The sequence below is a fragment of the Rhodococcus sp. NJ-530 genome, from assembly GCF_003860625.1.
Taxonomy (GTDB): Bacteria; Actinomycetota; Actinomycetes; order Mycobacteriales; family Mycobacteriaceae; genus Rhodococcus_F; species Rhodococcus_F qingshengii.
In genome coordinates, this window is sequence record NZ_CP034152.1 from 2,038,703 (window position 1) to 2,064,371 (window position 25,669).

The 25,669-nt window shown below is 63.3% G+C and carries 24 protein-coding genes and 1 pseudogene; 17 read left to right on the forward strand and 8 right to left on the reverse strand.

Features of this window, described 5'->3' with window-relative positions; translation table 11 throughout:
- Nucleotides 1-55 precede the first annotated feature (55 nt).
- Nucleotides 56-1,918 (forward strand): glutamine--fructose-6-phosphate transaminase (isomerizing), encoded by a 1,863-nt coding sequence (gene glmS / locus EHW12_RS09495; RefSeq protein WP_003940837.1) that lies wholly within the window; start codon nt 56-58, stop codon nt 1,916-1,918.
- A 53-nt stretch (nt 1,919-1,971) separates the two neighbouring features.
- On the opposite strand, the gene EHW12_RS09500 is transcribed toward glmS, so the two are convergent.
- Nucleotides 1,972-2,343 carry a plastocyanin/azurin family copper-binding protein gene (locus EHW12_RS09500; RefSeq protein WP_125050541.1) on the reverse strand — a complete coding sequence of 124 codons (372 nt, stop codon included), beginning with the start codon at nt 2,341-2,343 and terminating at the stop codon, nt 1,972-1,974.
- A 38-nt stretch (nt 2,344-2,381) separates the two neighbouring features.
- On the opposite strand from EHW12_RS09500, the gene EHW12_RS09505 reads away from it, so the two are divergent.
- The 7 genes from EHW12_RS09505 (at nt 2,382) to tsaD (ending at nt 8,904) form a co-directional block, all read left to right on the forward strand.
- On the forward strand, nt 2,382-3,815 hold the full coding sequence (locus tag EHW12_RS09505; RefSeq protein ID WP_070162778.1) for an NAD(P)H-hydrate dehydratase: 1,434 nt from the start codon (nt 2,382-2,384) through the stop codon (nt 3,813-3,815).
- 55 nt (nt 3,816-3,870) lie between these two features.
- The gene (alr, locus tag EHW12_RS09510) at nt 3,871-5,073 is read left to right on the forward strand and encodes an alanine racemase (RefSeq protein ID WP_003940721.1); all 1,203 of its coding nucleotides are present in this window, start codon (nt 3,871-3,873) and stop codon (nt 5,071-5,073) included.
- Nucleotides 5,070-6,122 (forward strand): alpha/beta hydrolase, encoded by a 1,053-nt coding sequence (locus EHW12_RS09515; protein ID WP_125050542.1) that lies wholly within the window; start codon nt 5,070-5,072, stop codon nt 6,120-6,122. Before alr ends, EHW12_RS09515 begins: the two co-directional genes overlap by 4 nt.
- Nucleotides 6,112-6,603: a tRNA (adenosine(37)-N6)-threonylcarbamoyltransferase complex ATPase subunit type 1 TsaE gene (gene tsaE, locus EHW12_RS09520; protein WP_003940673.1), complete on the forward strand. Its 492-nt coding sequence runs from the start codon at nt 6,112-6,114 to the stop codon at nt 6,601-6,603. Before EHW12_RS09515 ends, tsaE begins: the two co-directional genes overlap by 11 nt.
- 78 nt (nt 6,604-6,681) lie before the next feature.
- The gene (tsaB, locus tag EHW12_RS09525; protein ID WP_125050543.1) at nt 6,682-7,365 is read left to right on the forward strand and encodes a tRNA (adenosine(37)-N6)-threonylcarbamoyltransferase complex dimerization subunit type 1 TsaB; all 684 of its coding nucleotides are present in this window, start codon (nt 6,682-6,684) and stop codon (nt 7,363-7,365) included.
- 10 nt (nt 7,366-7,375) lie between these two features.
- Complete coding sequence (gene rimI / locus EHW12_RS09530; RefSeq protein WP_125052561.1) at nt 7,376-7,870, forward strand: ribosomal protein S18-alanine N-acetyltransferase; 495 nt, start codon at nt 7,376-7,378, stop codon at nt 7,868-7,870.
- The gene (gene tsaD, locus EHW12_RS09535; RefSeq protein ID WP_054827677.1) at nt 7,867-8,904 is read left to right on the forward strand and encodes a tRNA (adenosine(37)-N6)-threonylcarbamoyltransferase complex transferase subunit TsaD; all 1,038 of its coding nucleotides are present in this window, start codon (nt 7,867-7,869) and stop codon (nt 8,902-8,904) included. Before rimI ends, tsaD begins: the two co-directional genes overlap by 4 nt.
- Before the next feature lie 18 nt (nt 8,905-8,922).
- Here tsaD and EHW12_RS09540 read toward each other — a convergent pair whose 3' ends face one another.
- Nucleotides 8,923-10,512 carry an Hsp70 family protein gene (locus tag EHW12_RS09540; RefSeq protein ID WP_125050544.1) on the reverse strand — a complete coding sequence of 530 codons (1,590 nt, stop codon included), beginning with the start codon at nt 10,510-10,512 and terminating at the stop codon, nt 8,923-8,925.
- A gap of 161 nt (nt 10,513-10,673) precedes the next feature.
- Between EHW12_RS09540 and EHW12_RS09545 the strand changes: the two genes are divergently transcribed.
- Nucleotides 10,674-11,234 carry a potassium channel family protein gene (locus tag EHW12_RS09545; protein WP_054782245.1) on the forward strand — a complete coding sequence of 187 codons (561 nt, stop codon included), beginning with the start codon at nt 10,674-10,676 and terminating at the stop codon, nt 11,232-11,234.
- A gap of 19 nt (nt 11,235-11,253) precedes the next feature.
- Here the strand turns inward: EHW12_RS09545 and EHW12_RS09550 are convergent, their stop codons facing one another.
- Nucleotides 11,254-12,969: a TIGR03767 family metallophosphoesterase gene (locus tag EHW12_RS09550; RefSeq protein ID WP_125050545.1), complete on the reverse strand. Its 1,716-nt coding sequence runs from the start codon at nt 12,967-12,969 to the stop codon at nt 11,254-11,256.
- Between the two features lie 233 nt (nt 12,970-13,202).
- Between EHW12_RS09550 and groES the strand changes: the two genes are divergently transcribed.
- Together groES and groL are read left to right on the forward strand one after the other, a co-directional pair.
- Nucleotides 13,203-13,502, forward strand: a complete 300-nt coding sequence (gene groES / locus EHW12_RS09555) for a co-chaperone GroES (protein ID WP_003940763.1) — start codon at nt 13,203-13,205, stop codon at nt 13,500-13,502.
- A gap of 86 nt (nt 13,503-13,588) precedes the next feature.
- Nucleotides 13,589-15,199, forward strand: coding sequence for a chaperonin GroEL (gene groL / locus EHW12_RS09560; RefSeq protein ID WP_003940715.1), 1,611 nt, complete (start codon nt 13,589-13,591; stop codon nt 15,197-15,199).
- 74 nt (nt 15,200-15,273) lie between these two features.
- On the opposite strand, the gene EHW12_RS09565 is transcribed toward groL, so the two are convergent.
- The 3 genes from EHW12_RS09565 to EHW12_RS09575 all read right to left on the reverse strand — a co-directional run bounded on the left by EHW12_RS09565 (nt 15,274) and on the right by EHW12_RS09575 (nt 17,434).
- Nucleotides 15,274-16,011: an anti-sigma factor gene (locus EHW12_RS09565; RefSeq protein WP_007728614.1), complete on the reverse strand. Its 738-nt coding sequence runs from the start codon at nt 16,009-16,011 to the stop codon at nt 15,274-15,276.
- Nucleotide 16,012: 1 nt separating this feature from the next.
- Entirely contained in the window at nt 16,013-16,681 is a 669-nt protein-coding gene (locus EHW12_RS09570; protein ID WP_007728615.1) for a sigma-70 family RNA polymerase sigma factor, read from the reverse strand.
- Nucleotides 16,682-16,768: 87 nt separating this feature from the next.
- Complete coding sequence (locus EHW12_RS09575) at nt 16,769-17,434, reverse strand: fasciclin domain-containing protein (protein WP_007728616.1); 666 nt, start codon at nt 17,432-17,434, stop codon at nt 16,769-16,771.
- A 254-nt stretch (nt 17,435-17,688) separates the two neighbouring features.
- On the opposite strand from EHW12_RS09575, the gene EHW12_RS09580 reads away from it, so the two are divergent.
- On the forward strand, nt 17,689-18,696 hold the full coding sequence (locus EHW12_RS09580) for an IS481 family transposase (protein WP_125050546.1): 1,008 nt from the start codon (nt 17,689-17,691) through the stop codon (nt 18,694-18,696).
- 19 nt (nt 18,697-18,715) lie between these two features.
- Here EHW12_RS09580 and EHW12_RS09585 read toward each other — a convergent pair whose 3' ends face one another.
- Complete coding sequence (locus EHW12_RS09585; RefSeq protein ID WP_003940939.1) at nt 18,716-19,012, reverse strand: WhiB family transcriptional regulator; 297 nt, start codon at nt 19,010-19,012, stop codon at nt 18,716-18,718.
- A gap of 648 nt (nt 19,013-19,660) precedes the next feature.
- Between EHW12_RS09585 and EHW12_RS09590 the strand changes: the two genes are divergently transcribed.
- The 3 genes from EHW12_RS09590 (at nt 19,661) to EHW12_RS09600 (ending at nt 22,155) form a co-directional block, all read left to right on the forward strand.
- Nucleotides 19,661-20,479, forward strand: coding sequence for a hypothetical protein (locus EHW12_RS09590; protein WP_047270200.1), 819 nt, complete (start codon nt 19,661-19,663; stop codon nt 20,477-20,479).
- Nucleotides 20,480-20,654: 175 nt separating this feature from the next.
- Nucleotides 20,655-21,233 carry a sigma-70 family RNA polymerase sigma factor gene (locus EHW12_RS09595; protein WP_003940953.1) on the forward strand — a complete coding sequence of 193 codons (579 nt, stop codon included), beginning with the start codon at nt 20,655-20,657 and terminating at the stop codon, nt 21,231-21,233.
- Complete coding sequence (locus EHW12_RS09600) at nt 21,217-22,155, forward strand: anti-sigma-D factor RsdA (protein ID WP_230359675.1); 939 nt, start codon at nt 21,217-21,219, stop codon at nt 22,153-22,155. Before EHW12_RS09595 ends, EHW12_RS09600 begins: the two co-directional genes overlap by 17 nt.
- A 102-nt stretch (nt 22,156-22,257) precedes the next feature.
- Here EHW12_RS09600 and EHW12_RS09605 read toward each other — a convergent pair.
- Nucleotides 22,258-22,661, reverse strand: a pseudogene (locus EHW12_RS09605) (DUF5319 domain-containing protein).
- A gap of 242 nt (nt 22,662-22,903) precedes the next feature.
- On the opposite strand from EHW12_RS09605, the gene guaB reads away from it, so the two are divergent.
- Together guaB and EHW12_RS09615 are read left to right on the forward strand one after the other, a co-directional pair.
- The gene (guaB, locus tag EHW12_RS09610) at nt 22,904-24,427 is read left to right on the forward strand and encodes an IMP dehydrogenase (RefSeq protein ID WP_003940903.1); all 1,524 of its coding nucleotides are present in this window, start codon (nt 22,904-22,906) and stop codon (nt 24,425-24,427) included.
- 27 nt (nt 24,428-24,454) lie between these two features.
- Entirely contained in the window at nt 24,455-25,594 is a 1,140-nt protein-coding gene (locus EHW12_RS09615) for a GuaB3 family IMP dehydrogenase-related protein (protein WP_003940976.1), read from the forward strand.
- Nucleotides 25,595-25,669: the final 75 nt, after the last annotated feature.

A 25,669-nucleotide genomic window follows, 5' to 3' on the forward strand; every position in this document is an offset into this window, starting at 1 on the left:
GGTGCGGGAACCGCAAAATGCGCCCACCGCCGATGTCCAAGTACCCTGAGTCACCATGTGCGGAATCGTGGGATACGTCGGCCACCGCCCAGCTCTGGGCGTTGTGGTGGAGGCTTTGCGACGAATGGAGTATCGCGGGTACGACTCGTCGGGAATCGCGATTCTCGACGGAACCGGTGGGGTCGAGATCGAGCGTAAGGCCGGTAAGTTGGCCAACCTCGAGGCGGAGCTCGGCGAGTACGGTGCGGATCACTTCGTCGGTACGTCCGGTATGGGCCATACCCGTTGGGCGACGCATGGGCGTCCGACGGACCGCAATGCGCACCCGCATCGTGATGCCTCGGGCAAGCTGGCTGTCGTTCACAACGGAATCATCGAGAATTTTGCCCCGCTGCGTGCGGAGCTCGAGGCTGCAGGCGTCGAACTGCAGAGCGACACGGATTCCGAGGTCGCGGTTCACCTCGTCGCCCGGGCGTACGCCCAGGGGCCGACGGCAGGTGATTTCATCGAGAGTGCGCTGTCGGTGGTTCGTCGGTTGGAAGGTGCGTTCACGCTCGTCTTCACGCACGCTGATCATGCGGACACGATTGTCGCCGCGCGCCGCTCGACACCGCTCGTAGTCGGTGTCGGTGAGGGCGAGATGTTCCTCGGCTCCGACGTCGCTGCATTCATCGAGCACACACGCGATGCGGTTGAACTCGGACAGGATCAGGCAGTGGTGATCACTGCCGACAGCTACCGGATCTCCGACTTCGCGGGTAACGAGGCAGAAGGACGCCCGTTCCGCATCGACTGGGATCTCGCGGCCGCCGAAAAGGGTGGTCACGATTACTTCATGCTCAAGGAGATCGAAGAGCAGCCGACCGCTGTCGCCGACACGCTCCTCGGCCACTTCGAGAACGGGAAGATCGTCCTCGACGAGCAGCGGTTGTCCGATCAGGAACTGCGCGACGTCGACAAGGTGTTCGTTGTCGCTTGCGGTAGCGCTTACCACTCCGGTCTGTTGGCGAAGTACGCGATCGAGCATTGGACGCGTCTACCTGTCGAGGTCGAACTCGCCAGCGAATTCCGTTACCGCGACCCGGTTCTCGATCGCTCGACGCTTGTTGTCGCAATCTCGCAGTCGGGGGAAACGGCCGATACGCTCGAGGCTGTCAAGCATGCCAAGGACCAGAAGGCACGCGTCCTGGCGATCTGCAACACCAACGGTGCACAGATCCCGCGTGAAGCCGACGCAGTCCTCTACACCCGGGCAGGACCGGAAATCGCGGTCGCGTCCACCAAGGCGTTCCTGGCGCAGGTGACCGCGAACTACCTCGTCGGTTTGGCTTTGGCGCAGGCTCGCGGAACCAAGTATCCGGACGAGGTCGCCCGCGAGTACGCCGACCTCGAAGCGATGCCCGCATTGGTCAGCAAGGTACTCGAGACGGCAGAACCGGTGCGCGCGTTGGCGCGCCAGTTCGCGCACGCGTCGACCGTGCTGTTCCTGGGGCGTCACGTCGGCTACCCGGTGGCGCTCGAGGGTGCGCTCAAGCTCAAGGAACTCGCGTACATGCACGCCGAGGGCTTTGCCGCCGGTGAGCTCAAGCACGGCCCGATCGCCTTGATCGAGGAGGACCTTCCGGTCATCATCGTCATGCCGTCGCCGCAGGGCCGCGCTGTCCTGCACTCGAAGTTGGTGTCCAACATTCAGGAGATCAAGGCGCGCGGGGCGACGACTATCGTCATCGCTGAGGAAGGCGACACCGTCGCCGCGGCGCACGCGGATCACCTGATCGAGATTCCGGCGTCACCGACTCTGCTGCAGCCGTTGCTGTCCACGGTTCCGTTGCAGATCTTTGCGGCCGAGGTTGCCGCGGCGCGTGGCTACGACGTCGACAAGCCGCGTAACCTGGCGAAATCGGTTACGGTCGAGTAGCTTTCGCTAGAAAATCGGGCCCCGCAGTCGCAAGACTGTGGGGCCCGAGCGCGTTACGGCGTCTCGACGACGACGGTTCCGCGCATCTCGGGATGCGGTGTGCAGGTGTAGTCGTAGGTTCCGGGTTCGGTGAACGTGTAGGTGTAGGTTCCCGATTTCTTGAGCGGACTGCGGAGTTTGCCCTTGGCGTCCCCGAGGCCGTTGACGTCGTGGGCCATTCCGTTGTCGTCGAACACCCACGTGACCGTCTCGCCGACATTCACGGTGATGGACGCGGGGGAGTACGCCATCCCGGAGATGGTCACCACGGGTCCGCTGGCCGTCGTTTCCGGAGCCGGTGGTGTGGAGTCGGTGCCGGAACTGCACCCGACCAGACCGAGAGCGAGCACGAGAGCCGCGATTGCCGGGCGAAGACGTGATTTCATGGTTTCGAGGGTAGCGACGGCAACTGAAGGGTTCCGACATGCGTGGGTACTACACAGCCGATCAGGTGCGAGCAGCTGAGGCGCCGCTGCTCGACAAGCTGCCCGACGGGGTGCTGATGCGTCGAGCGGCGTACGGTCTTGCGCGAGTAGTCGCGGACGAATTGCGTTCCCGTACAGGGTCGGTCGCGCATCGGTCGGTGACGCTGCTGGTCGGTACGGGCGACAACGGCGGTGATGCCCTGTGGGCCGGTGCGTTGCTCCGCAAACGAGGTGTGAGCGTGCGGGCCGTGTTGCTCGATCCGGCGCGCGCTCATCGGGCGGGCCTCGATGCTCTCTTGAAGGCCGGCGGCCGAGTCGCCGCCGAAGTCGGGTCGCCGGATCTGGTGATCGACGGCATCGTCGGGATTTCCGGGCACGGCGGTCTACGGCCTGACGCGGCCGATCTCGTCGGCCAGGTGGATGCACCGATCGTGGCGGTCGATCTTCCGAGCGGCGTCGACGCGAACACCGGCGCAGTGGACGGCCCGTCGGTGACCGCTGATGTGACGGTCACATTCGGTGCGCTCAAGCCGGTACACGTACTCGCGGCTCCGCTGTGTGGTCGTGTCGAACTCGTGGACATCGGATTGAGCATCAGCGAACCCGAATTCGGTTCGCTCGATCCGGCGGAGGTCGGTGCGCTGTGGCCGGTGCCCGGTCCGGAGGACGACAAGTATTCGCAGGGTGTGGTGGGCATCGTTGCGGGAAGTGAGCAGTATCCCGGCGCGGGCGTGCTCTGTACCGGTGCCGCGGTGACCGCGACCGCCGGCCTGGTCCGCTACGCCGGGCACGGCGCCACCGAGGTGCTCGCCCGGTTCCCGGAGGTGATTGCGAGTGAGACGTTCCGAGCCGCCGGGCGAGTTCAGGCGTGGGTGGTCGGCCCCGGTATGGGTACCGACGACGACGCCGCGCGACTTCTGGCGTCGGTGCTGGCTACTGATGTACCCGTTGTTGTCGATGCGGACGGACTTACCCTCCTCGCTCAGCGTCCCGAACTTGTCGCAGCCCGGACCGCGCCGACACTGTTGACGCCCCACGCCGGCGAGTTCGCTCGATTCACAACTCTTGGCGACGACAGGATCGCGGCCACGCGTGCTCTTGCCGCACGCCTCGGAGTCACGGTCCTGCTGAAGGGCCATACGACGGTGATCTCGGATCCCGGCGGTGAGGTGCTGGTCAACGACGCCGGCGGCTCCTGGGCATCGACGGCAGGTTCGGGTGACATCCTCTCCGGTGTGATCGGTGCGTTGCTGGCGGCGGGTCTGAGCCCTCTCGAAGCCGGGGCCGTCGGGGCGCGGGCTCACGCGTTGGCTGCGAACATCGCCGCTGCCGGCGGTCAGAGCGATGTCGCCGGAGCACCGATTTCGGCTTCACCCCTGCTGGGAGGTCTGCGGGAATCGGTGCGTGTGCTTCGCTCTTTTGCCCTCGATTGAGGGTGTTCAAACCCGAACACGTGTCCGATTCTGCGTGGGTGGCAGGATTGTCGCCATGACGCTTGCCCAGGGAAGAGCACCGAAGGAGCCTGCGGAGGGGAAGGCGAGCCGACTCGACGACGCAGTAGGGCCGCAGACGGAGGCAGTCGTCGATCTGGACGCGATCGCGCACAACGTGCGTGTTCTGCGTGAATTTGCCGGGGATGCAGCGTTGATGGCGGTCATCAAGGCGGACGGATACAACCACGGCGCAGTTGCGGTGGCGCGGACGGCGCTCTCGGCGGGAGCCCGGGAACTCGGCGTCACCACCATCGCGGAGGCACTGGTCCTTCGCGAGGCAGGCATCACCGCTCCCGTCCTTGCCTGGCTGCACGGCGTCGACGCCGATTTCGCCTCGGCGATCCGATCGGACGTCGAGATCGGCGTGTCCTCCCCGCGACACCTGGCCGCTGTCGTCGGCGCGGCACGGGTTCTGGGACAACAGGCGACGGTGACGCTCAAGGTGGACACCGGTCTCAATCGCAACGGCGTATCGAGAACCGAGTGGCCGCAGATGCTCGACGACCTCGCCACTGCGCGGGACGAGGGCACGATCAGGCTGCGCGGAGTGTTCTCTCACCTCGCGCACTCGGACGAACCGCATCACGACGTCATCGACATGCAGAAGCAGCGTTTGATCGACGCGGTTGCCGACGTCCGCGCTCGCGGATTCGACCCCGAAGTCGTTCATCTTTCCAACTCCGCTGCTACAGTCACCCGTCCTGACCTGCGGTTTGACATGGTTCGGCCGGGAATCGCGATATATGGATTGTCTCCGGTGCCCGAACTCGGAGATTTCGGTTTACGACCGGCGATGACGCTGCGAGCGAAGGTGATTCTGGTGAAGAAGGTAGCCGCCGGAGAGGGCGTCTCCTACGGGCATCAGTGGGTCGCACCGCACGACACCACTCTTGCGCTGCTTCCCGTCGGCTACGCCGACGGTTTGTCTCGCTCACTGAGTGGCAAGTTCGAAGTGCAGTTGGGCGGTAAGCGTCGCCAGGCTGTCGGGCGAATCTGCATGGACCAGGTATTGGTGGACCTGGGTCCGGACGGTGACGGAGTTCGCGAAGGCGACACCGCGATCTTCTTCGGCAACGGCGATCACGGCGAACCCAACGCGCAGGCCTGGGCCGACGTACTCGACACCATTCACTACGAGGTCGTGACCGGGATACGTGGACGCACTGTGCGTACGTACATCGGGGGAGAGACGTCATGAAGACTGCAGGAAAGATGAGCATTCTCGGTGGCCTGCTCAGCGCCGTGGCGCTCGGCTCGATGGCCGGTGTGAACGCATTCAAGACCGCGACGCGTCCAGGCCGGGAAATCTACGCGGACGAGGATTTCGACCTCATGACGCGCGACCGCAAGAGCACGGTGCGCACCGAGGACGGTGTCGAGCTGGCAGTTCGCGAAGTGGGACCGGACGACGCTCCGCTGACGGTCGTTTTCGTGCACGGATACTGCCTGAGTGCGCTGTCCTGGCATTTCCAGCGCCGCCAGCTCGAAGAGCGATGGGGCAACAAGGTTCGCATGGTGTTCTACGACCAGCGCGGACACGGAGACTCGGGCATGCCGCGTTCGAAGAGTTGTACGGTTTCTCAGCTCGGCCGCGACCTCGCGACCGTCGTCGAGGCCAAGGTACCCAAGGGACCGATAGTTCTGGTCGGTCACTCGATGGGCGGCATGACGGTACTCGCGCTCGCCGGTCAGCGACCCGAATGGTTCGAGGGCCGAGTCATCGGCGTGGGGCTGGTCGCGACGACGGCGGCAGGCCTGGCCGAGACCGGCCTGACCCGCAATCTGCAGAATCCGATCATCGACGGATTCCGGTTGGCAGTGCGCACCTCACCAGGAGTAGTTCAGCATGCCCGCGGCGCTGCGCGAGTATTGATCACGCCGATCCTGCGTGCGGCTTCGTACGGCACCGATGTCAGCCCACGGCTGCATGAACTCTCGGACGGCATGCTCGACCGGACCTCGGTTGTGACCATCGTCAATTTCCTGCGGACGTTGGAACTGCACGACGAGTCCGCTTCTCTCGAGGTCCTCGCGCACACAGCGGCAGTCGTGATCTGCGGCGATCAAGACATGATGATTCCGTTCATCAGCTCCAAGCGTCTCGCCGCCGATCTCCCCGAATCCGAACTCGTGCGAGTTCACGGGGCCGGCCATCTGGTGCAGCTCGAGTTCCCGGCGATCGTGACGGACGCAATCGACAAGTTGGTGCAGCGAGCGCAGGTAGAAGAGCGGTCCGATGTCGGCTGAGAACTCCACGGGACTTCCCGTGTCCGGACAGATCACGTTGGAAACGGCCGAGGATACCGAGGCTTTCGGCCGACGCTTGGCGGCGGGACTTGTTGCCGGCGACCTGGTGGTGCTGGACGGTCCACTCGGGGCAGGCAAGACCGCGTTGACGCGCGGAATCGGCGCCGGGCTCGGGGTGCAGGGCCGGGTGACGTCCCCGACGTTCGTCATCGCTCGTGAGCATCGTCCGGGCACCCGCCCTGGCGGCGGAGTTCCCGTCGGCATGATCCACGTCGACGCATACCGGCTGGGAGACAGCGGACCGCATGCGCTCGACGAACTCGATGCCCTCGACCTCGACACCGACCTCACCGATGCAGTGGTGGTGGTCGAATGGGGTGGTGACGTCGTGGAAAGGCTCGTCGAACGGCACCTGCGAGTGCAGCTTCATCGGGAACCCGAATCGGATGTGCGGACTGCGAGTTGGTCCTGGACGTCGTGAAACGGCGTTTCGTGTCACAGACGTCGTGACCCTCCCGGGCCGGAAGTAGTTCTTCACGTGCGGGTACCCTGAGAAATCGTGCTTGTTCTCGCAATTGACACCTCCACTCCGGCAGTCACTGCCGGAGTCGTCTCCCTGTCGGCTTCGTCGCCGGACCCAGTGGCACCGGACGCAGAGTCACCGGACACAGTGGAGACGCTTGCCGTGCGTGTCACGGTCAATCCTCGTGCGCACGCCGAGGTCTTGACCCCTCACGTCCTCGAATGCCTCGCCGAGGCAGGGCTCACACCGGCCGACTTGAACGCCGTCGTCGTGGGTGTCGGGCCAGGGCCGTACACCGGACTGCGTGTCGGCATGGCGACGGGCGCTGCCTTCGGTGACGCACTCGGTGTTCCCGTGTACGGCGTGTGCAGCCTCGATGCGATCGCGGCTGCGGTACCGACCACACCGAGCCTGCTCGTCGTGACTGACGCGAGGCGTCGCGAGATCTACTGGGCGCGCTATGACGGCGGAGTGCGCGTCGAAGGACCGGCTGTGAATTCCGCCGGCGACGTCGATCCTTCGTCTTCGACGCTGATTGCCGGATCCGCTTCGCACGTGGACTTCTTCGATCTACCCGTCGACCCGGCGGAGACACCTTCACCGGCCGGGTTGGTGACAGTCGCTGCTCGCGAGATCCTGGCCGGTTCGGTTCCGGCCCCGCTGGAGCCGCTGTACCTCCGACGCCCGGACGCGAAGACCCTTGCAGAACGTGGCAAGTGAGGCAGAGCAGATGAAGTACAGCATCGAGCCGATGAACGTCGATGACACCGAACGGTGCGCGGAGTTGGAGCGCGCGTTGTTCGCGGGCGACGGACCCTGGAGCGCACAAGCGTTCGTCTCGGAACTTGCAGGCGCACATAATCATTACTTCGTTGCCCGGGAGCCTGACGGTCACGTCCTCGGCTACGCCGGAGTCGCATTGTTGGGGGCGTCGCCGAACATGGAGGCCGAGGTTCACACCATCGGTACAGATCCCTCGGCTCAGCGACTCGGAATCGGCGGCGCGTTGCTCGATGCGCTTCTGACTCTGGCGGATTCACGGCAGTGCCCGGTGTTCCTGGAAGTGCGCACCGACAACCAACCTGCCATCGCGCTGTACCGGCGCGAAGGATTCGAGATCGTCGGAACACGAAAGAAGTACTACCAGCCCAGTGGGGCAGATGCGTACACGATGAGACGGCCTGCCGTGCTCGGTGTCCGCGAAATTGAGGAGCAGCAAGCATGATCGTCATGGGTGTCGAAAGTTCTTGCGACGAAACAGGTGTCGGTATCGTCCGCTGGAACGGTGACGGAACCTGCGAATTGTTGGCCGACGAGGTGGCATCGAGCGTGGATCAGCACGCCAGGTACGGGGGAGTGGTTCCCGAAGTGGCCTCGCGGGCTCACCTCGAGGCGATCGTGCCGACGATGCGCCGTGCCCTTGCTGCCGCCGGTATCGAGAAGCCCGACGCGCTGGCCGTCACCATCGGACCCGGCCTGGCCGGCGCGCTGCTGGTCGGTGTAGCCGCAGCGAAAGCCTATGCGGCAGCATGGAACATCCCGTTCTATGCGGTCAATCATCTCGGCGGTCACGTCTCGGTGGACACTCTCGAGCACGGTCCGTTGCCCTCGTGCGTCGCATTGTTGGTCTCCGGCGGTCACACACACCTGCTTCACGTCGAAGATCTGGGCAAGCCCATTGTCGAACTGGGCACGACTGTCGACGACGCCGCCGGTGAGGCCTTCGACAAGGTGGCCAGACTGCTCGGACTCGGCTTTCCCGGTGGACCGGCACTCGATGCTGCTGCGCAAGAGGGAGATCCGAACGCAATCGCCTTCCCTCGCGGCATGACGGGGCCGCGCGATTCGCGGCACGACTTCTCGTTCTCGGGACTCAAGACGTCCGTCGCGCGCTATGTCGAATCGAAAGAGCGCGCAGGCGAGACCTTTTCGATCCCGGACATCGCTGCCTCGTTCCAGGAAGCGGTTGCAGACGTCCTGACGATGAAGGCAGTGCGTGCAGCCAAGGACGTCGGGGTCGACACGTTGGTTCTCGGCGGCGGCGCCACGGCCAATTCGCGTATCCGCTCACTCGCCGAGCAGCGCTGCGCCGAAGCGGGCATCACGTTGCGCATTCCGAAACCTCGACTGTGCACGGACAACGGCGTGATGATCGCATCGTTGGCCGCTCACCTGATCGGAAACGGCGCAGGCCCTTCGGAATTGAGTGTTGCGACGGACCCGGGGCTGTCGGTCTCCGTCAGCCAGCTGATGCACTGAAAATCGGCCGACTGAGAATCAGCCGACCGGGGCCGGTTCCCGATCCGGTGTGGTCGCGGGACCGTTTTCGGGCATCGAGGTATTCGGTTCACCGGGCTTCGTCGTCGGATCACCACCACCAGGGGTAGTGATTTCGGTTTCGGTGGAACCAGATCCAGGAGTCTCCGGCGTCGTCGGGTTCTCGCCGCCGCTCTCACCCGGGCCGAGACCGCCGCCGGGGTTTGCCTCGGTCGGATCGACCGGGGGCGTCGCCTCGGTGTCCGGTAGCGTCGGCCACCACGCCGGTGGATCGGGCAGCGTGATTCCGGGAATGGTCGGCCAATTCGGAGTGGTCGTTGTCGTGGTCGGCGGCGTGGTTGTCGTCGAGGTGTCCGCGATCGGCGCAGGCGGAAGTGTGTACTGATGCGTTGTGTACGAGTGCGTGTCGTAAGGCTGCGAGTCGAACGGGGTGGTGGGATACCCGTACCGAGGATACGTGCTGCCGGCTACCGAGGGCAGAGGATCATGAGACGGAATGATCGTCGATCCGGTGCTCGGTGTCGCTTCGGGGCTCACCGTCGTCGTGGTCGACCCCGTTCCGACGGGCGAGACCGCGGTGTCGTCGGTCGGTACCAATTCCTTTGCGCCGTAACCGAGTACCAGTCCGCCGACCACGAGCGCACCGATCAACGCTCCCGATACCTTGGCGGTGGATCCGGAGCGCTGGTCACTTCCGGAGCCCAGCAGCGGGAAACGAATTGCGGTGATCGAATCTGCCAGGAGCGCAGCACCTTTGGTTGCCGCAGTCTCGGGCTCGACGATCTCGACCATGGGGACGTCGACGGCAGCGGCGACGGCGGACCGCACGGCCGGAATATGTGCGCCACCTCCGATGAGTACAACGGCACCGACGGGCCGCGGTGAGCCCTTCACGACTTCACGGATGAAGGTGACGGCGCGCTCGATATCCGGGGCGATGATGGCCTCGAACTCGTCGCGCGTGATCGCCATCGCGTCGATCGGAAGGTCGACGGTCACCTTGGTGGACGTGGACAGTTGCTCTTTGGCGACATGGCACCGGGCGGCAAGAAGTTCCGCGTCGGTGTACCGGCGCAAGTGCCCTGGCGCCTTCTCCGTCACGAAGTCGACGAATGCCCGGTCGATTCCGGCCCCTGCGAGGGCGTCTATACGGTCGGAGTGCAGAACTTCACCGGTGTGGTCGACGACGGACACCGTCAGACCTTGATCGCCGACGTCCACCTGAGCTGTCGTGTCGTACCGCTCGGTTTTCCCTGTCTCGGCGAGATACGCGTGTACGGCGGCAGGCTCGGGGATTGCACGGACCTGCTTCGGCGAGCGCGAAAGAGATGACCTGATGCTCGCGAGTTGATCGTCCGTGCGATAGCTGACACCGATCGAGCGCGGCGCTTCAGATCCGTCCGTTACCTGCGTCGTCATCAGCTTGATGGATGCTCTGACAAGGTCACCGACGTTGGAATTGGCCTGATCCGCCGAGACGAAGCGAGTCTCGGCAGGCACGGCGCCTGGCGCGTTTGTGCTGGTATCGGTGTCGACGAGTGCTGAATAGACACCGGAAGATCCAGTGGAAATTCCCAGTGAACAACTCATCGCACACCTCCTCACAGTCAATACCGGTCAATGTTCAATCGACCGCCGTTATATGAACGTTACAGAAGGTTCGTGAGGATTGCTCAGTGCTTTTCGTCTCCGTGACGTCCTTTTCGGACCGAAAGGGTGGTTTTACCTGCGAAATTGTCGATCATTGATTCATGCGGAAAAAAGGCGATTCTCCCCACATCGACCGGGAACGACGACGCGCGCTGATCCGTGGTGCAGTGCTTCGGCCCACACTGACGGTGATCGCCTTCGGATGCGCGTATTTCTTTCTGCCGTGGATCGATGTACATACCGCCAGTGCAATCTTCCTCTTGATCGGTGGAGGCGCCGCGGTACTTGCCGTGACCACCTGGCAGGTGTGGCGAATTCTGCGTTCCGATGTGCCATCTCTGCAGGCGGTCGAAGCTGTGGCGGTGGTGATGCCGACGTACTTGTTGTTGGTGTCCATCACCTATTTTTCGGTCGAGCATGCAAGCCCTGGCAGTTTCACCGAACCGCTGTCGCGTATGGCGGCGCTGTACTTTTCGTTGTCCGTCTTCTCGACAGTCGGATTCGGTGACATCGCCGCGCAGACGGACCTTGCCCGGGGGCTCGTGAGCCTTCAGATCGTCTGCAATCTGGTGTTGATCGGATTCGGCGTTCGATTCGTCGTTGCCGCAGTGTCGTGGGCGAAATCGCACCGCTCGCCTTCGAGCGGACCTGAAATCACCTAGGACACTGCGGCAATCGGAGTCATCGTCCGGTGTGGACCAACAATTCGACGTTCTGGTCGATGCCGGTACCCGTCAGTTTCGGGTCGCGGTGGATGTCGTTGAACGACAGTTCGCGGTACAGCGAGGCGAGCCCGGCTGCCGACTTGTCGCTGTAGTCGACGGAATTGGGACTCTCCGCCTCGAAGAGCGTCGCAAGCAACGACACCGTTCCGTCATGGTTGTCCGCGATCTCGATGATGCGTCCGAGTTGCGGGTAGTCGATGTGAGAGGCGGTGTTGATCTCCCAGAAGCCCTGCTCGGGGGTCGCGCCGGGCCACGGGGTGATCTTGTTCTCGTGGGTGTGTCCGTTGACCCAGGCAAGTACGTTCGGGAAACGATGCAGCAAGTCGAGAAGCTGTGAACCGCGCAGGCGTGGCTCGAGGACGTTCTCGGGGTCGGGAATGAGATTGTCCATCGTGTCGCTCGTGTGGTGACTGAACAGCACGAAATACGTGTCACCTCGCGACTCGGTGACGCGAGAGCCCGCGGCGTCGTAGTAGGTGCTGCTGCCGGCGCGCAGGGTGTTCTCGATCCACTGGAACTGAGCGGCGCCCAGCGAACCGTCGACGAGGCCCGCGCGGTTGGTGGAGTCCATGCTGATGCCGACGACGCCCGGTGCGATCTCGAACGAGTAGTAACCGATACCGGTTTCGCCGGCGTCGGGGGCGAAACCGTGTCCGACGGGGCCGGGACCGGTGTGCGCGGGATCAAGATGTGCGGCGATGAACTGTCGCGGTGTGAAGGGCGCGCGCGACGGGTCGGGGGTGACCTGGCGCGGCGGCGTCGTGAAGGCGGACAGGATTCCGGGTATCGCACTGGGATCGAACTTGGTGGCGACGTCGATCTGCTTGGCCTGCTCCGGTGAACCAGGCACCTCGAATTTGAGAGATCCCGTGTACATCGCTTCGAGCGGCGGGATGCCGCTGGGCACCGTGCCGGACACCGAATCGTCGTGGTTGCCGAACACGCAGTACCAAGGGGTGTTCAGGCCGGGGCTCGACACGGGCGTGAAAGCGGCACCGAAGAAATCGGGGATCTCCGGGAATCCGGCCTTCTTGTACATGTCGAGCATCGGTGACTCGGGGTTCCAGTAGAGATCGGCACCCGAGTTCTGTACACCCTCGTAGCGGTCCTTGGCACCGGTATTGGCGACGACGGTTCCGCCGTTGAGTGAGGTGAGGAACCAGTCGAGTTCGGCGAATTCCTTGTTGTCCGTGTTGTCGCCGGTGGTGACGACGGCATCGAAGGGTCGCGACGTGTGCGGGCCACTGCCGATCGAATTGACCCGGCGGACAAGTGAAATCAGCCCGTGCGCCGTCAGGGTCTCCTGGGGGCGGAACGCCGAGCCGGTGATCTGGTGGACGTACTCGAATCGCATGGGGGACTGGGCGTCGACGATGTGGACGTCGGTCAGCTGCACGAGTGAGGCGAGTGCGGTGCGTCGGTCCTCGCGTCCCGACTTCGGCTCGGCCAACTCGCTGCGCACGATGTTCGCCCAACCGGGTCCGGCGGTGAGCTTGGTGTAGCCGCTACTGCTGACGGGGGTGGACACGGACTCGAGAGTGGTGCCAGGACCTGACGTCGGAATGGTCGACGCGCCTGCATATTGCAGGCCCCACGGCTTGCCAAGGCTGACCGCGCCGACGGCGCCGAGTCCGGCGAAGGTCAGAAAACTACGGCGATTGATGTTCGTCACGAAGTGAACAATAGGTGAACGTGGTGGACGGCTGTCCTGTTTCGCTCTGGACGAAGAGAAAAATGCGCCCAGTCCTTGAGGGTTGGCACTCTCACGTATAGAGTGCCAATTGGCGCTGATCGAGTTCCGGCACCCGCGACGACGGGACTGCAGTGACGCGCCGTAAACGGCATACCCAAACAGCTGTCCGAGGATCGCCTCGGACGCACATACCCCAAAGTGGAGGGCTCATCGTGGCGAGCGTCAACATCAAGCCGCTCGAGGACAAGATCCTCGTCCAGGCCAACGAGGCTGAAACGACGACGGCTTCCGGCCTGGTCATTCCTGACACAGCCAAGGAAAAGCCCCAGGAGGGCACCGTCGTTGCAGTCGGCGAAGGCCGCGTCAACGAGCAGGGCAACCGCATCCCGGTCGACGTCAAGGAGGGTGACACGGTCATCTACTCCAAGTACGGCGGAACCGAGATCAAGTACGCCGGCCAGGAATACCTGATCCTGTCGGCACGCGACGTGCTGGCTGTCGTCTCCAAGTAAGACACACGTGATCCGCCCCGGAGTCCACCCAGGATCCCGGGGCGGAATGCGTTCACGCCCCGAAGATTCAGGAGCTGACAGAACAGATGTCCAAGCAAATTGCGTTCAACGAGACCGCACGCCGCGCTCTCGAAGCCGGAGTCGACAAGCTTGCCGACGCCGTCAAGGTGACCTTGGGCCCGCGTGGACGCCACGTCGTGCTCGCCAAGGCATTCGGCGGCCCCACCGTCACCAACGACGGTGTGAGCATCGCCCGTGAGATCGAGCTCGAAGATCCCTTCGAAAATCTCGGCGCACAGCTCGTCAAGAGCGTCGCCACCAAGACCAACGATGTTGCCGGCGACGGCACCACCACCGCGACCGTTCTGGCCCAGGCCATCGTCCGCGGCGGACTCAAGAACATCGCAGCGGGCGCGAACCCGATGGCTCTCGGCGTCGGCATCAACGCCGCAGCCGACAAGGTCGTCGAGGAACTGCTCGCCGCAGCCACCCCCGTCGAGGGCGAGAAGTCGATCGCTCAGGTCGCCACCGTCTCCTCGCGTGACGAAGAGATCGGCAAGCTCGTCGGCGAGGCACTCACCCGTGTCGGAACCGACGGCGTCGTGACGGTCGAGGAATCCTCCACCGTTGCAACCGAACTCGTTGTCACCGAAGGTGTTCAGTTCGACAAGGGCTACCTCTCGCCCTACTTCGTCACCGACATCGATGCGCAGAAGGCCGTCTACGAAGACGCGCTGATCCTGCTCTTCCGCGAGAAGATCAGCTCACTTCCCGACTTCCTTCCGCTGCTCGAGAAGGTTGCCGAATCCGGCAAGCCGCTCTTGATCATCGCCGAGGACGTCGAGGGTGAAGTTCTCTCCACCCTCGTGGTCAACTCCATCCGCAAGACCATCAAGGCCGTCGCCGTCAAGGCGCCGTTCTTCGGTGATCGTCGCAAGGCATTCCTCGACGACCTCGCAGTCGTCACGGCAGGCACCGTCATCAACACCGACGTCGGCCTCTCGCTCAAGGAAGCCGGCCTCGAGCTGCTCGGCAGCGCTCGCCGCGTTGTCGTCACCAAGGACGAGACGGTCATCGTCGACGGTGCAGGCACCGCTGACGACATCGCGACCCGCGTTGCGCAGCTGCGTCGCGAGATCGAGAACACCGATTCGGATTGGGACCGCGAGAAGCTCGAAGAGCGTCTGGCGAAGCTGTCCGGCGGCGTGGCCGTCATCAAGGTCGGCGCAGCCACCGAAACCGATCTGAAGGAACGCAAGTTCCGCGTTGAGGATGCGGTCAACGCAGCCAAGGCAGCAGTTTCCGAGGGCATCGTCCCCGGTGGCGGATCGGCTCTCGTTCAAGCCGGTACGGCTCTGATCGGGAACCTCGGCTTGACGGGTGACGAGGCCACCGGCGTTGCCGTGGTCCGCGAAGCCCTCAACGCCCCGTTGTTCTGGATCTCCAGCAACGCAGGCATCGACGGTTCCGTCGTTGTCAGCAAGGTCGCCGAGATGACCAAGGGCGAAGGCTTCAACGCTGCCACCCTCACCTACGGCAACCTGCTTGCCGACGGCGTCGTCGACCCGGTCAAGGTCACTCGCTCGGCAGTGGTCAACGCCGCTTCCGTCGCGCGCATGATCCTCACGACCGAGAGCGCCGTCGTCGAGAAGCCGACCGAGGAAGTTGCCGACACCGGACACGGTCACAGCCACTGACTCGCTGCTCGTAGTTTCGACAAAGAAGAGATCCCCCACCGGATTCCGGTGGGGGATCTTTTTTCGTCTGGCGATCAGATGAGCGGGATCGTTGCGAACGGCTCGCTCGTCGGCTGCTGCGATCCGCCGGGCGGTTCGACAGTGAACGCCAACTTCGTATTCGGACCGATGCCGTCGAGCACCACCTGGGTAGTGGGTTTGACGTCGCCCGGAGCCATCGTCCCCATCGGGATCATCGTGGTGTCGTCGGTGTCGCCCGGCACCAGCCACATCTGGTAGACGGTATCCGGACTCGGGGGAGTCACGTCGTTCATCACGAGGACTGCGGCGTCTTCGGAGGGCGAGAACAGCGTCGTGGCACTACCGCCGCCCGGGATGTCACGCGTCGTGGCATGAACGTCGGGTGCTGCCATGATTTCGGACGCGGCGTTCTGCGGCGGCGTGTTGTCGGACAGCGTGCGTCCGATTCCGATGCCGCCGACCAGGATTGCGACTGCGGCGGCCGCCGCAAGAGCCATGGTCCACGGGCGTCGACGGTTACGACGCTCGGCCAGCGAAACCGGGGCGTTGGGAGCCGCGGTCTGTTCTGCGATCGAGGCGAGGACGCTGCTGCGCAGCGACGGCGGGGGCTCGACGGCGTCGACGACGGTCATCGCGGCCATGGTTTCGGCGGTGAGCCGGACCTGGGCGTCGAATTCGGCGTGGGTCGCGGAGTCCGAAGCGGCAAGTCGTTTGTCGACCTCACGGCGCTCGTCGAGGTCCAACGCATCGATCGCGTAGGCGTACGCGTAGTCGATCAGCTCTTCGTCCATCTCACATCACCCCCAAACATCCACGTAGGCGCAGTAGTCCGTCGCGAATTCGCGACTTGATCGTGGGAATCGCCACGCCGAGATCTTCGGCCACCTCGCGGTACGTTCGGCCGCCGTAATAGGCGAGAGTCACCGATTGGCGCTGAGTGTCCGTCAGCGTTTCGAGACAGTCGGTGACAGCACGATGCTCGTCTCTTCGTGTCACTTCGTCGCTGACGACGTCGAATTCGGGAGTGGCATTGGTGGTGTCGTAGAGAGCCTGTCGATCCGAACTCGACTGTTCGGAGCGCACGCGATCCACTGCGCGCCGGTGGGCAAGTGTCAGGAGCCAGGAGAGCGCGGACCCCTTGGCGGGGTCGAAGCTGTCGGCTGATTTCCAGGCTTGGAGGTAGACCTCTTGGACCGCTTCCTCGGAGAAACCTGGATCACGGAGTACACGAAGAACCATGCCGTACACACGGGAGCTGGTTCGGTCGTAGAACTCGGCGAAGGCGCTCTGGTCGCCACCGGCGACGTTCGCGAGGATCACTGCCAGCTCGCGTGATTCCGCGATTCGCGCGGTGCGGGCCGCAGAATTGTCCGTCGGGCATGCGTCGGCCGCATCCGACGCATGGTCTGGCTCGCTCACGAAGAGTTGTCTCGCTTCATCGCGTACAACCGTAGCGTGCATGTCCGGTTCTTTTCTCTTGGCCCGCCGTTGGCCGCTGTGCGCCTTTATTAACCGCGGGGGTTGATAAAGGCGCACAGCAGGTGGGGACTACTGCGGCATCAGCACCGAATCGATGAGGTAGACGGTGGCGTTTGCGGTCTTGACTCCACCGCAGACGACAGTTGCGTCGTTGACCTTGATGTTGTCACCGGATCCGGTGACGGTAACCGTTCCGCCCTCGGCGGTGGGGTGAGTTCCGTCGATCGCGTCAGGGGCGATCTGGCCGGGAACCACGTGGTAGGTGAGGATCTTGGTCAGCGTGGCGCTGTCCGTCTTGAGGCTGTCGATCGTGGCGGGGTCGATCTTGGCGAATGCCGAGTCGATCGGTGCGAAGACGGTGAACTCGCCACCGTTGAGAGTGTCGACCAGGTTGACGTCCGGGTTGAGCTGGCCGGAGACCGCCGCGGTCAAGGTGGTGAGCAACGGATTGTTGGACGCCGCTGTGGCAACCGGATCCTGGGCCATTCCGCTGACCGATCCGGCGCCGCTCGGCACTGCAGCTGCATAGTCGGCACAACCGGCACCGACCAGATCAGAAGCAGGCTCCGCCATCGCGCTGCTGGGAGACATGCTCGATCCCATGGCAGAAGACGTCATGGCGGCGCTGGACGTGTCGGTCGACGAATCGTTGTCGTCGGAGGAGCAACCGACCACGCCGAAGACGGCGAAAGAGGCTGCTGCGGTGACTGCCAGAACTCGAGTAGAGGTGTTCATGGGTCTGCCTTCCTGAAGGGATGTGCTGAGGTGCACTGTCAGAAGGCATTCGGAGGCGGGCGTCGGTCGGATGGGTCGTGTCGGAAATTCTTTTCGACGGTGTCCCGTCCACACGCAAAAGCCCCCGAAAACTCTCGGGGCCTAGTTGTTGTGGGTATGGACGTTGCTGACGCTGGATTGAAGTAGACGGGCTGGCCCTTCGCGGCAGGATGGAAGTTGCGAAACAGACCATCAACAGCAAAGGGACCAGCCCTGTGACACACCGTAATGCTCCGCTGACTGTGGAGGGAAGACGACGACTCATCGAGCGGTGCCGCACTCGTCCGATCGCCCACGTCGCCGCCGAAATGGGCATCTCCCGACAATGCGCCTCCACGTGGGTCAACCGGTACCGCAAATACGGTGAACTGGGATTACAAGACAGATCCAGCGCACCGAACCATCAACCCACCGCCACCGCCGCAGAGATCGTGGCCGAGATCGAAGCGATGCGCCGGACCCGGAAATGGTCGGCCGCGCGCATCACGTTCGAACTCCGAATGGACGGAACGGTCATCGCTCGCCGGACGGTCACGAAACTCCTGCGGGATCTTGGTCTCAATCGCCGCCGGTTCATCGACCCGAACGGCGAAACGAACCGCAAACCCCAGGTCATCGCCGCGAAACGGCCTGGTCAGATGGTGCACGTCGACGTGAAGAAGGTCGGCCGCATCCCTGACGGCGGAGGTTGGCGCGTCCACGGGCGAGGTTCCGAGCAGGCCAAACGATCACAACGTCGGAAAACGAAGAACAAGCAGGGCCGCGTCGGCTACACCTATTTGCATTCCGCGATCGATGGCAACACCCGTTTGGCGTACACCGAGGCCAGAGACAACGAAACTGCCGCGACAGCCATCGATTTCATGAACAACGCCCGACTCTTCTTCGCGGCGCACGGCATCACCCGGATCGAGCGCGTGATCACCGACAACGGATCATGCTATCGGGCAGCAGATTTCACTGCTTCACTGCGGGAAGCGCGGCACTACCGGATCAAGCCGTACACGCCGAAACACAATGGGAAAGTGGAGCGCTACAACCGCATCCTCGCCGAAGAACTGCTGTACTCCCGCGAATACATCAGCGAAGCCGAGCGGCGCACTGCCGTCGAGGTGTGGAACATTCACTATAATTATCACCGACCGCATTCAGCACGCGGAGGACGACCGCCTGCCGCTTACCGCCGGCACCGCGTAACTAACGTCCGTGCCTCATACACCTAGTGCGCTCTACCTACGTGTATCAGGAAGCTATGCGGGTGGTGCGACGGTGGCGCGCGTGTAGTTCACGTTCGGTTTCCGACATTCCTCCCCAGATGCCGTACGGCTCGGCGACGGTCAGCGCGTGGCTGCGGCACTGCATCAGGACCGGGCACTGACGGCACATCTCTTTTGCGCGGGTTTCGCGCTGGGCACGTGCTCTACCGCGTTCGCCATCGGGATGGAAGAACATGGAGGAGTCGACTCCGCGGCACAGACCGTGCATCTGCCAGTCCCAGATGTCTGCGTTGGGGCCTGGAAGGTGATTCGGTGCAGGCATGTTGACTCCTTACTGCAAGCTCGCGTTGATCAACGAGCGGACCAAGTTGCCCGGAGGTTATCCGGGCCTTCTGAATCGTTCACGCTTGCTAACCGTAAGGGTGCTGAGTAAATCGCGTCAATAGGCTCGTTCAGTGGCGATCGGCATATATCGAAATGCGAGAGTTAACGAAGTATATATTTACATTTCGGGCCCCTCGTGCGTTGTTCTGCGCCGATGTCGAAATTGGGTCGATCGAGGTGGCGGCCGGCAAGCCTGGCTGCTCGAGATGCGAAACCTACAGATCAGGGATATGTTCGAGGCTGATCGCCCGGCGAAATCACTCGGTCATTCGGCTCGGTTTGCGTCATTTGTCCGATATTGCGTGGGCGGGGTTGCACTCCATTTCGGGACTTAGTGCCCAAGTTTCAACTAGGACATCCGTCCAATAAGTAATGCGCAGTTAACGTCACGGATATATGCCCGTTAAATATCATTACGAGTACATTTGGCAAATCTCAGTTGAATATCTGATTAACTCCGACAAACTTGCCTTTTCGTGTTTCGTGCGACTTTTGGCATCGTTGGTGTGACGCCGGTCGTGCGAATGTCTGCTCGTGCTGCTGCGATGATCAACCTGTGTCGACACCTGCGCGCCCTCAATCACCTGTGCCCAACGAAACAACTGCACTTCCAGGGCCCCTCGAGTCTGCCGCGTTCGGTGCGGATCCGGATCTCGACCGCCTCCCGGCGCCTTGCTCTACCCGAGATTGGTGGACAACGGCAGTAGTGCTGGGTGGTCAGGGCCACTACGCAAGAGCGCGGGCTGCATTGGATGTCCTCGATCGGCTCACGGCCGGGTTCTCGACGCACTCGGATCGAGTTCTTGCCTCTCTGTCTGCCAGCACGAGGGCGTCGTTTCTTCGCCAGAGCGGACGCCATGCACTCGCGTCCACGTGGGACGGGCGCGCACTGGCGATCGTCGGCGGCCTGGCAGGTGATCCAGAGGCTGCCTGTGACGCTCTGACCGGTCTGGCCGCAGACGCCCTCGGCTGTGGCAGGCTCCCGCTCGGCTGGCGCCTGCTGGCGCAATGTCGGGCGCGTCTGGATGCCGAGGGCGGGCTGTGGCGGCAGGAAATTCGGATCGAATGGGTCTCCGCAGAATTGGCGTTGGCGGGAGGCGACTTCGCTCGTGCCCGCAGACACGCAGAACGCGCCGTCGAATTGTCAGCGGAATCGGAGTCTGTGCGGCACCGCGTGAAGTCGGATCTGCTGCGTAGCGCCGCGCTGACCGGAACCGACGCGAGCGCAGCCGTGAAGATGGCAGCAGATGTGTTCGCGCGGTGCCGGCAATACGGCCTGCTGCCCCTGGCCTGGGCGTCGTCTCTGTTGATCGAAGGTGTCAGCGGTGAGAGAACCTCACCGAGTGCCCGGGAGATCGGCGATCTGATTGCGATGCGTGGTGGATCACTCCTACCTTTGTCGTAACCACGCCACCGAAGTCTCCGGAGAACATTCCAGAAGGAGCTGTATCGATATCGCGACTGCTGGGCAGGTATGCGGAGACCAGTCGGTCCGGATGGTTACTCTTAGAGGGTTCCGCTGAGAGCGGGAGCACACCCGCTCGGGAGGTGCCACTGTAACGCCAGGATTTTCGCTGACGATGACAAATACGAGCGATGAGTTGGACACCGCGGTCGCCGCTGCTGCGCAGGGCGACCGTACAGCTCTAGCTTTGGTTCTGGAGAACATCCGACCGATGGTGGTGCGCTACTGCCGCGGTCGAGTGGGTGCGGCCGAGAGAGGACACCTGTCCGCTGACGACGTCGCACAGGAAGTCTGTCTGGCCGTGATGACCGCGCTGCCGCGATATCAGGACCAGGGACGCCCGTTCATGGCCTTTGTGTACGGAATTGCCGCGCACAAGGTTGCGGACGCACATCGAAGCTCCGCCCGTAACAAGTCGGAGCCCGTTTCCGAAGTACCGGATGTAATAGCACTGGATGATGGTCCCGAACAGCGAGCTCTCGATTCGGAGTCCAGCAGACAGATGCACGAACTTCTCGGCACACTTCCGGAGAAGCATCGAGAAATCTTGATACTTCGCCTGGTGGTCGGGATGTCGGCCGAGGAAACGGCCGTCGCCGTCGGTAGTACCGCCGGAGCTGTACGAGTCGCTCAGCACAGAGCGATCGCGAAACTGAAAAAAGAAGTGACGAAAGCAGGTGAGAGCTTTGGCTAGAGACGAGGGGCATGACGCTTCGAATCTCGGTGATCTCGCCGACGACGGTACGCCAGTGGATTTGGCTGCGGTTCGGCGTGACGATGCGCTGATCGAATCCATTTCGAATGGTGGGCCGGTAGCAACCGATAGCACCGAACAGTACGAACTTGCGTTGATCCTCTCGCAATGGCGTGACGATGTCGTTGCGACTCCGATGCCCGAGGGTCCGTTATTGGACGATGTCATCGCTGCAATCACAGCGACGCCGTCCGGCTTCTCCGATCGTCAGCGTTCACGTTCCCGTTCTCGATTGCGTGTGGTTCGTCCGATCGCCGCCGCTGCAGCAGTTGCAGCAGTGGTCTTCGGTGGCGCCACGGCGATGGCGTACGACGCCCAGCCCGGCGATGCCCTGTGGGGCGTCAAGCAGGTCGTCTTCGCCGACGAGGCCAACTCGACAGTTGCGAAGATCGACACGACTTCCGAGCTGGAAAAGGCCGAGCGGCTGTTGGCTGCCGGGGACATTCCTGCGGCAAAGATGGTGCTGGACAACGCAGCTCACCGTGCCGATGCGGTCAAGGACTCGCAGGACAAGACCGACCTCGTCGAGCGTTGGGGCAAGTTGATGACGCAGGTCCAGGAGACCACGTCACCCGTAGCGCCGCCGCCGACGAGTGGTCAGCCGGCCGGCCCGACCACTTCGATCACGGCAATTCCGGGCTCCTCGGTCAAACCGCTCAATCCTCAGGGACCTGGCGAACCGACAAGTTCGACCAAACCAGATCCGGGAGTGCAGCTGCAGTTGCCGCCGACGTCGGCTTCCTCGACGCCTCCGACCTCGTTGCCGACGACAACCACGACGACAACGACCACCACCACGACGACGACGTCTCTGGCGCCTGCCTCGTCGCCGTCCGGTGATTTCTCGTCACCGCCGCCCTGAGACCCGCTCTGATCGGCATCGTTCCGATCTGAATTCATACGAAAGTGGCCGACAAGCAATTGCTTGTCGGCCACTTTCGTATGAGCTTGGGTGAGGTTTCGCTCAGCTGTCGAAACCGTCGCCGTGCATCGCCTCGTTCATCGACGCGTCGGCGTATCCACGGCAGTAGTCCCACGTGACATATGCCTCAGGCATCGGGTCGTAGGCAGGCTCGTGAGGGCGGACGGTTCCGTCCACGAGCAGCTGCAGCAGGTTCGCGCGCAGCATGTCCCAGTCGTGGTAGTGATCCTGTTGGCAGTCCTCGCAGCAGACTACGAGACCGCGGATACCGCGGTGAGCGAGGAGTGCCTCGTAAACAGCGAGGTCAGCGAGATCCTCCTCGACCGCTTGGCGTTCGTGGGGTCGAGTGGTTGGCCCGGCTCGATGGCATCGAGAGCCGCGGAGGGGTCAGCTGGGTCGCCGGCGAAGGGATCTGGCGGCAGACCGGGGGGCAGTTGATCACGCACAGCACCACGGTACGCAGGTCAGGGGGTCAGCGCCACTTGTTACGCGTACACGCAGCGTGGGTGGGATGGTTCGGACCTTTGAGTGAGCCGATACCATGGTGTGCAACGCCGGGAAAAGGTGCCAGGAATTTCTTTCCGTGCAGGCGCCTTCTATCCGATATCCAGCTTTCGTAATCCGTTTCGAGGCGGCTGCTACAGCGGTCGCCCTGGGCGAATCTAGGTCCATGGAGGGTCCTGACCGCATGAGTAGTTCTGCAGGACATGTACACACCGGAGGAGACGACCCCAACAAGGTCGCGATGCTGGGACTGACATACGACGACGTGCTGCTGTTGCCGGCTGCGTCCGACGTCATCCCGAGCCAGGTCGACACGTCCAGTCAACTGACCCGCGACATCCGTCTGCGGATTCCGTTGGTCAGTTCTGCGATGGACACCGTCACCGAGTCGCGCATGGCAATTGCGATGGCACGCGCCGGCGGCATGGGTGTTCTGCACCGCAACTCGTCGGTTGAGGTCCAGGCAGGACAGGTCGAGACGGTCAAGCGTTCCGAGGCCGGCATGGTGACCGATCCCGTCACGTGTAAGCCGACCGACACGATGGGTGAGGTCGATGCGAAGTGCGCTCGTTTCCGCATCTCGGGTCTGCCTGTCACCGACGACGCCGGCCAGCTGGTTGGCATCGTCACCAACCGGGACATGCGTTTCGAGGTCGACCAGAATCGCCCGGTCGCGGAGATCATGACCAAGATGCCCCTGATCACCGCTCAGGAAGGCGTCACCGCTGACGTGGCACTGGGCCTTCTTCGTCGGCACAAGATCGAGAAGCTGCCGATCGTCGACGGCAACGGCAAGCTCACCGGTCTGATCACGGTCAAGGACTTCGTCAAGACCGAGCAGCATCCCGACGCCACCAAGGACCGTGACGGTCGACTGCTCGTCGGCGCTGCAGTCGGTGCCGGCGATGACGCCTTCCAGCGCGCGATGGCGCTCACCGATGCCGGTGTGGACGTACTCGTGGTGGACAGTGCGCACGGGCATTCGTCCAACGTTCTCGACATGATCGCCAAGCTCAAGCGTGAACTGGGCGAGCGGGTTCAGATCATCGGTGGCAACGTCGCTACGCGCGCGGGTGCTCTGGCACTGGTCGAAGCCGGCGTCGATGCCGTCAAGGTCGGAGTCGGCCCTGGTTCCATCTGCACCACCCGCGTCATCGCCGGTGTCGGTGCCCCTCAGGTCACGGCCATCCTGGAAGCGGTTGCCGCGTGCAAGCCTCTCGGTGTGCCCGTCATCGCTGACGGTGGACTCCAGTTCTCCGGTGACATTGCGAAGGCTCTTGCCGCAGGTGCGTCGACGGCCATGCTGGGTTCACTCCTGGCCGGTACCGCTGAATCGCCCGGCGAACTGATTCTGGTCGGCGGCAAGCAGTTCAAGAGCTACCGCGGAATGGGTTCGCTCGGCGCGATGCAGTCGCGTGGCGAGGCCAAGTCGTACTCCAAGGATCGGTACTTCCAGGACGACGTGCTTTCCGAGGACAAGTTGGTTCCGGAAGGCATCGAAGGACGTGTTCCGTTCCGTGGCCCGCTCTCGCAGGTGACGCACCAGCTCACCGGTGGTCTGCGCGCTGCCATGGGATACACGGGGTCGGCGACGATCGAGCACCTGCAGAACGCTCAGTTCGTCCAGATCACGGCGGCCGGTTTGAAGGAAAGCCATCCGCACGACATCACGATGACTGTCGAAGCACCCAACTACACCGCTCGTTAGCAACCAGTACACGAGAAAGGGGCGCGCGTGCGCGACCTCGTTGAGATCGGCATGGGTCGAACGGCCCGACGTACCTACGAGTTGGACGATGTGAACATCGTTCCCTCCCGGCGAACTCGTTCGTCGAAGGAGGTGTCGACTGCTTGGCAGCTCGACGCTTACAGGTTCGACATTCCTGTCCTCGCACATCCCACCGACGCGTTGGTCTCGCCGACTTTCGCGATCGAGTTGGGTAAGCGCGGCGGCCTCGGTGTCATCAACGGTGAAGGCCTGTGGGGCCGTCACCCCGATGTCGAGGAGAAGCTCCGGCGTCTCGTCGAGATCGCCGAGAAGGACGGTGGCGTCGACGCGGCCATCCGCTACCTGCAGGAGCTGCATGCGGCTCCGCTGCAGGCCGGTCTTCTGGCAGCTGCGGTGGCGCAGGTCCGTGATTCGGGGGTCACCACTGCCGTTCGCGTCAGTCCGCAGAATGCGCGCGCACTGACGCCGGAGCTGATCAAGGCGGGCATCGACCTCCTGGTCGTCCACGGCACGATCATCTCGGCCGAGCACGTCGTGCACACCGAGCAGGAACCGCTCAACCTCAAGACGTTCATCTCGGAACTCGACGTTCCGGTTGTCGCGGGTGGGGTCAGTGACCACCGCACCGCGCTGCACCTGATGCGTACCGGCGCTGCCGGTGTCATCGTCGGGTACGGGTCTACCGAGGGCGCAACCACCACCGGTGAGGTCCTGGGCATCGGCGTTCCGATGGCCACGGCCATTGCCGATGCTGCAGCAGCCAGGCGCGACTACCTCGACGAGACGGGTGGACGCTACGTCCACGTCATCGCCGACGGTGACATCGCAACTTCGGGTGATTTGGCGAAGGCCATCGCCTGCGGTGCCGACGCTGCCGTTCTGGGCACGCCGCTGGCCGTGTCCGCCGAGGCGCCGGGTGGTGGCTGGTACTGGCCGTCCGCTGCGGCTCATCCTTCGGTTCCGCGTGGAGCACTTCTTCCGGTTTCCTATGGTGAGCGTCCGAGTCTGGACCAGGTTCTGAGCGGCCCTTCGGACGATCCGTACGGTTCGCTGAACTTCGTCGGTGGTCTCCGTCGGTCGATGGCGAAGGCCGGATACTCCGATCTCAAGGAGTTCCAGAAGGTCGGGCTGACAGTCCGCGCGTAGTTTGTACCTTTCTGTGGTCCCGGTTCTTCGTGAACCGGGACCACAGTTCGTTGTGCAGGACTTTCTTCCGTTCCT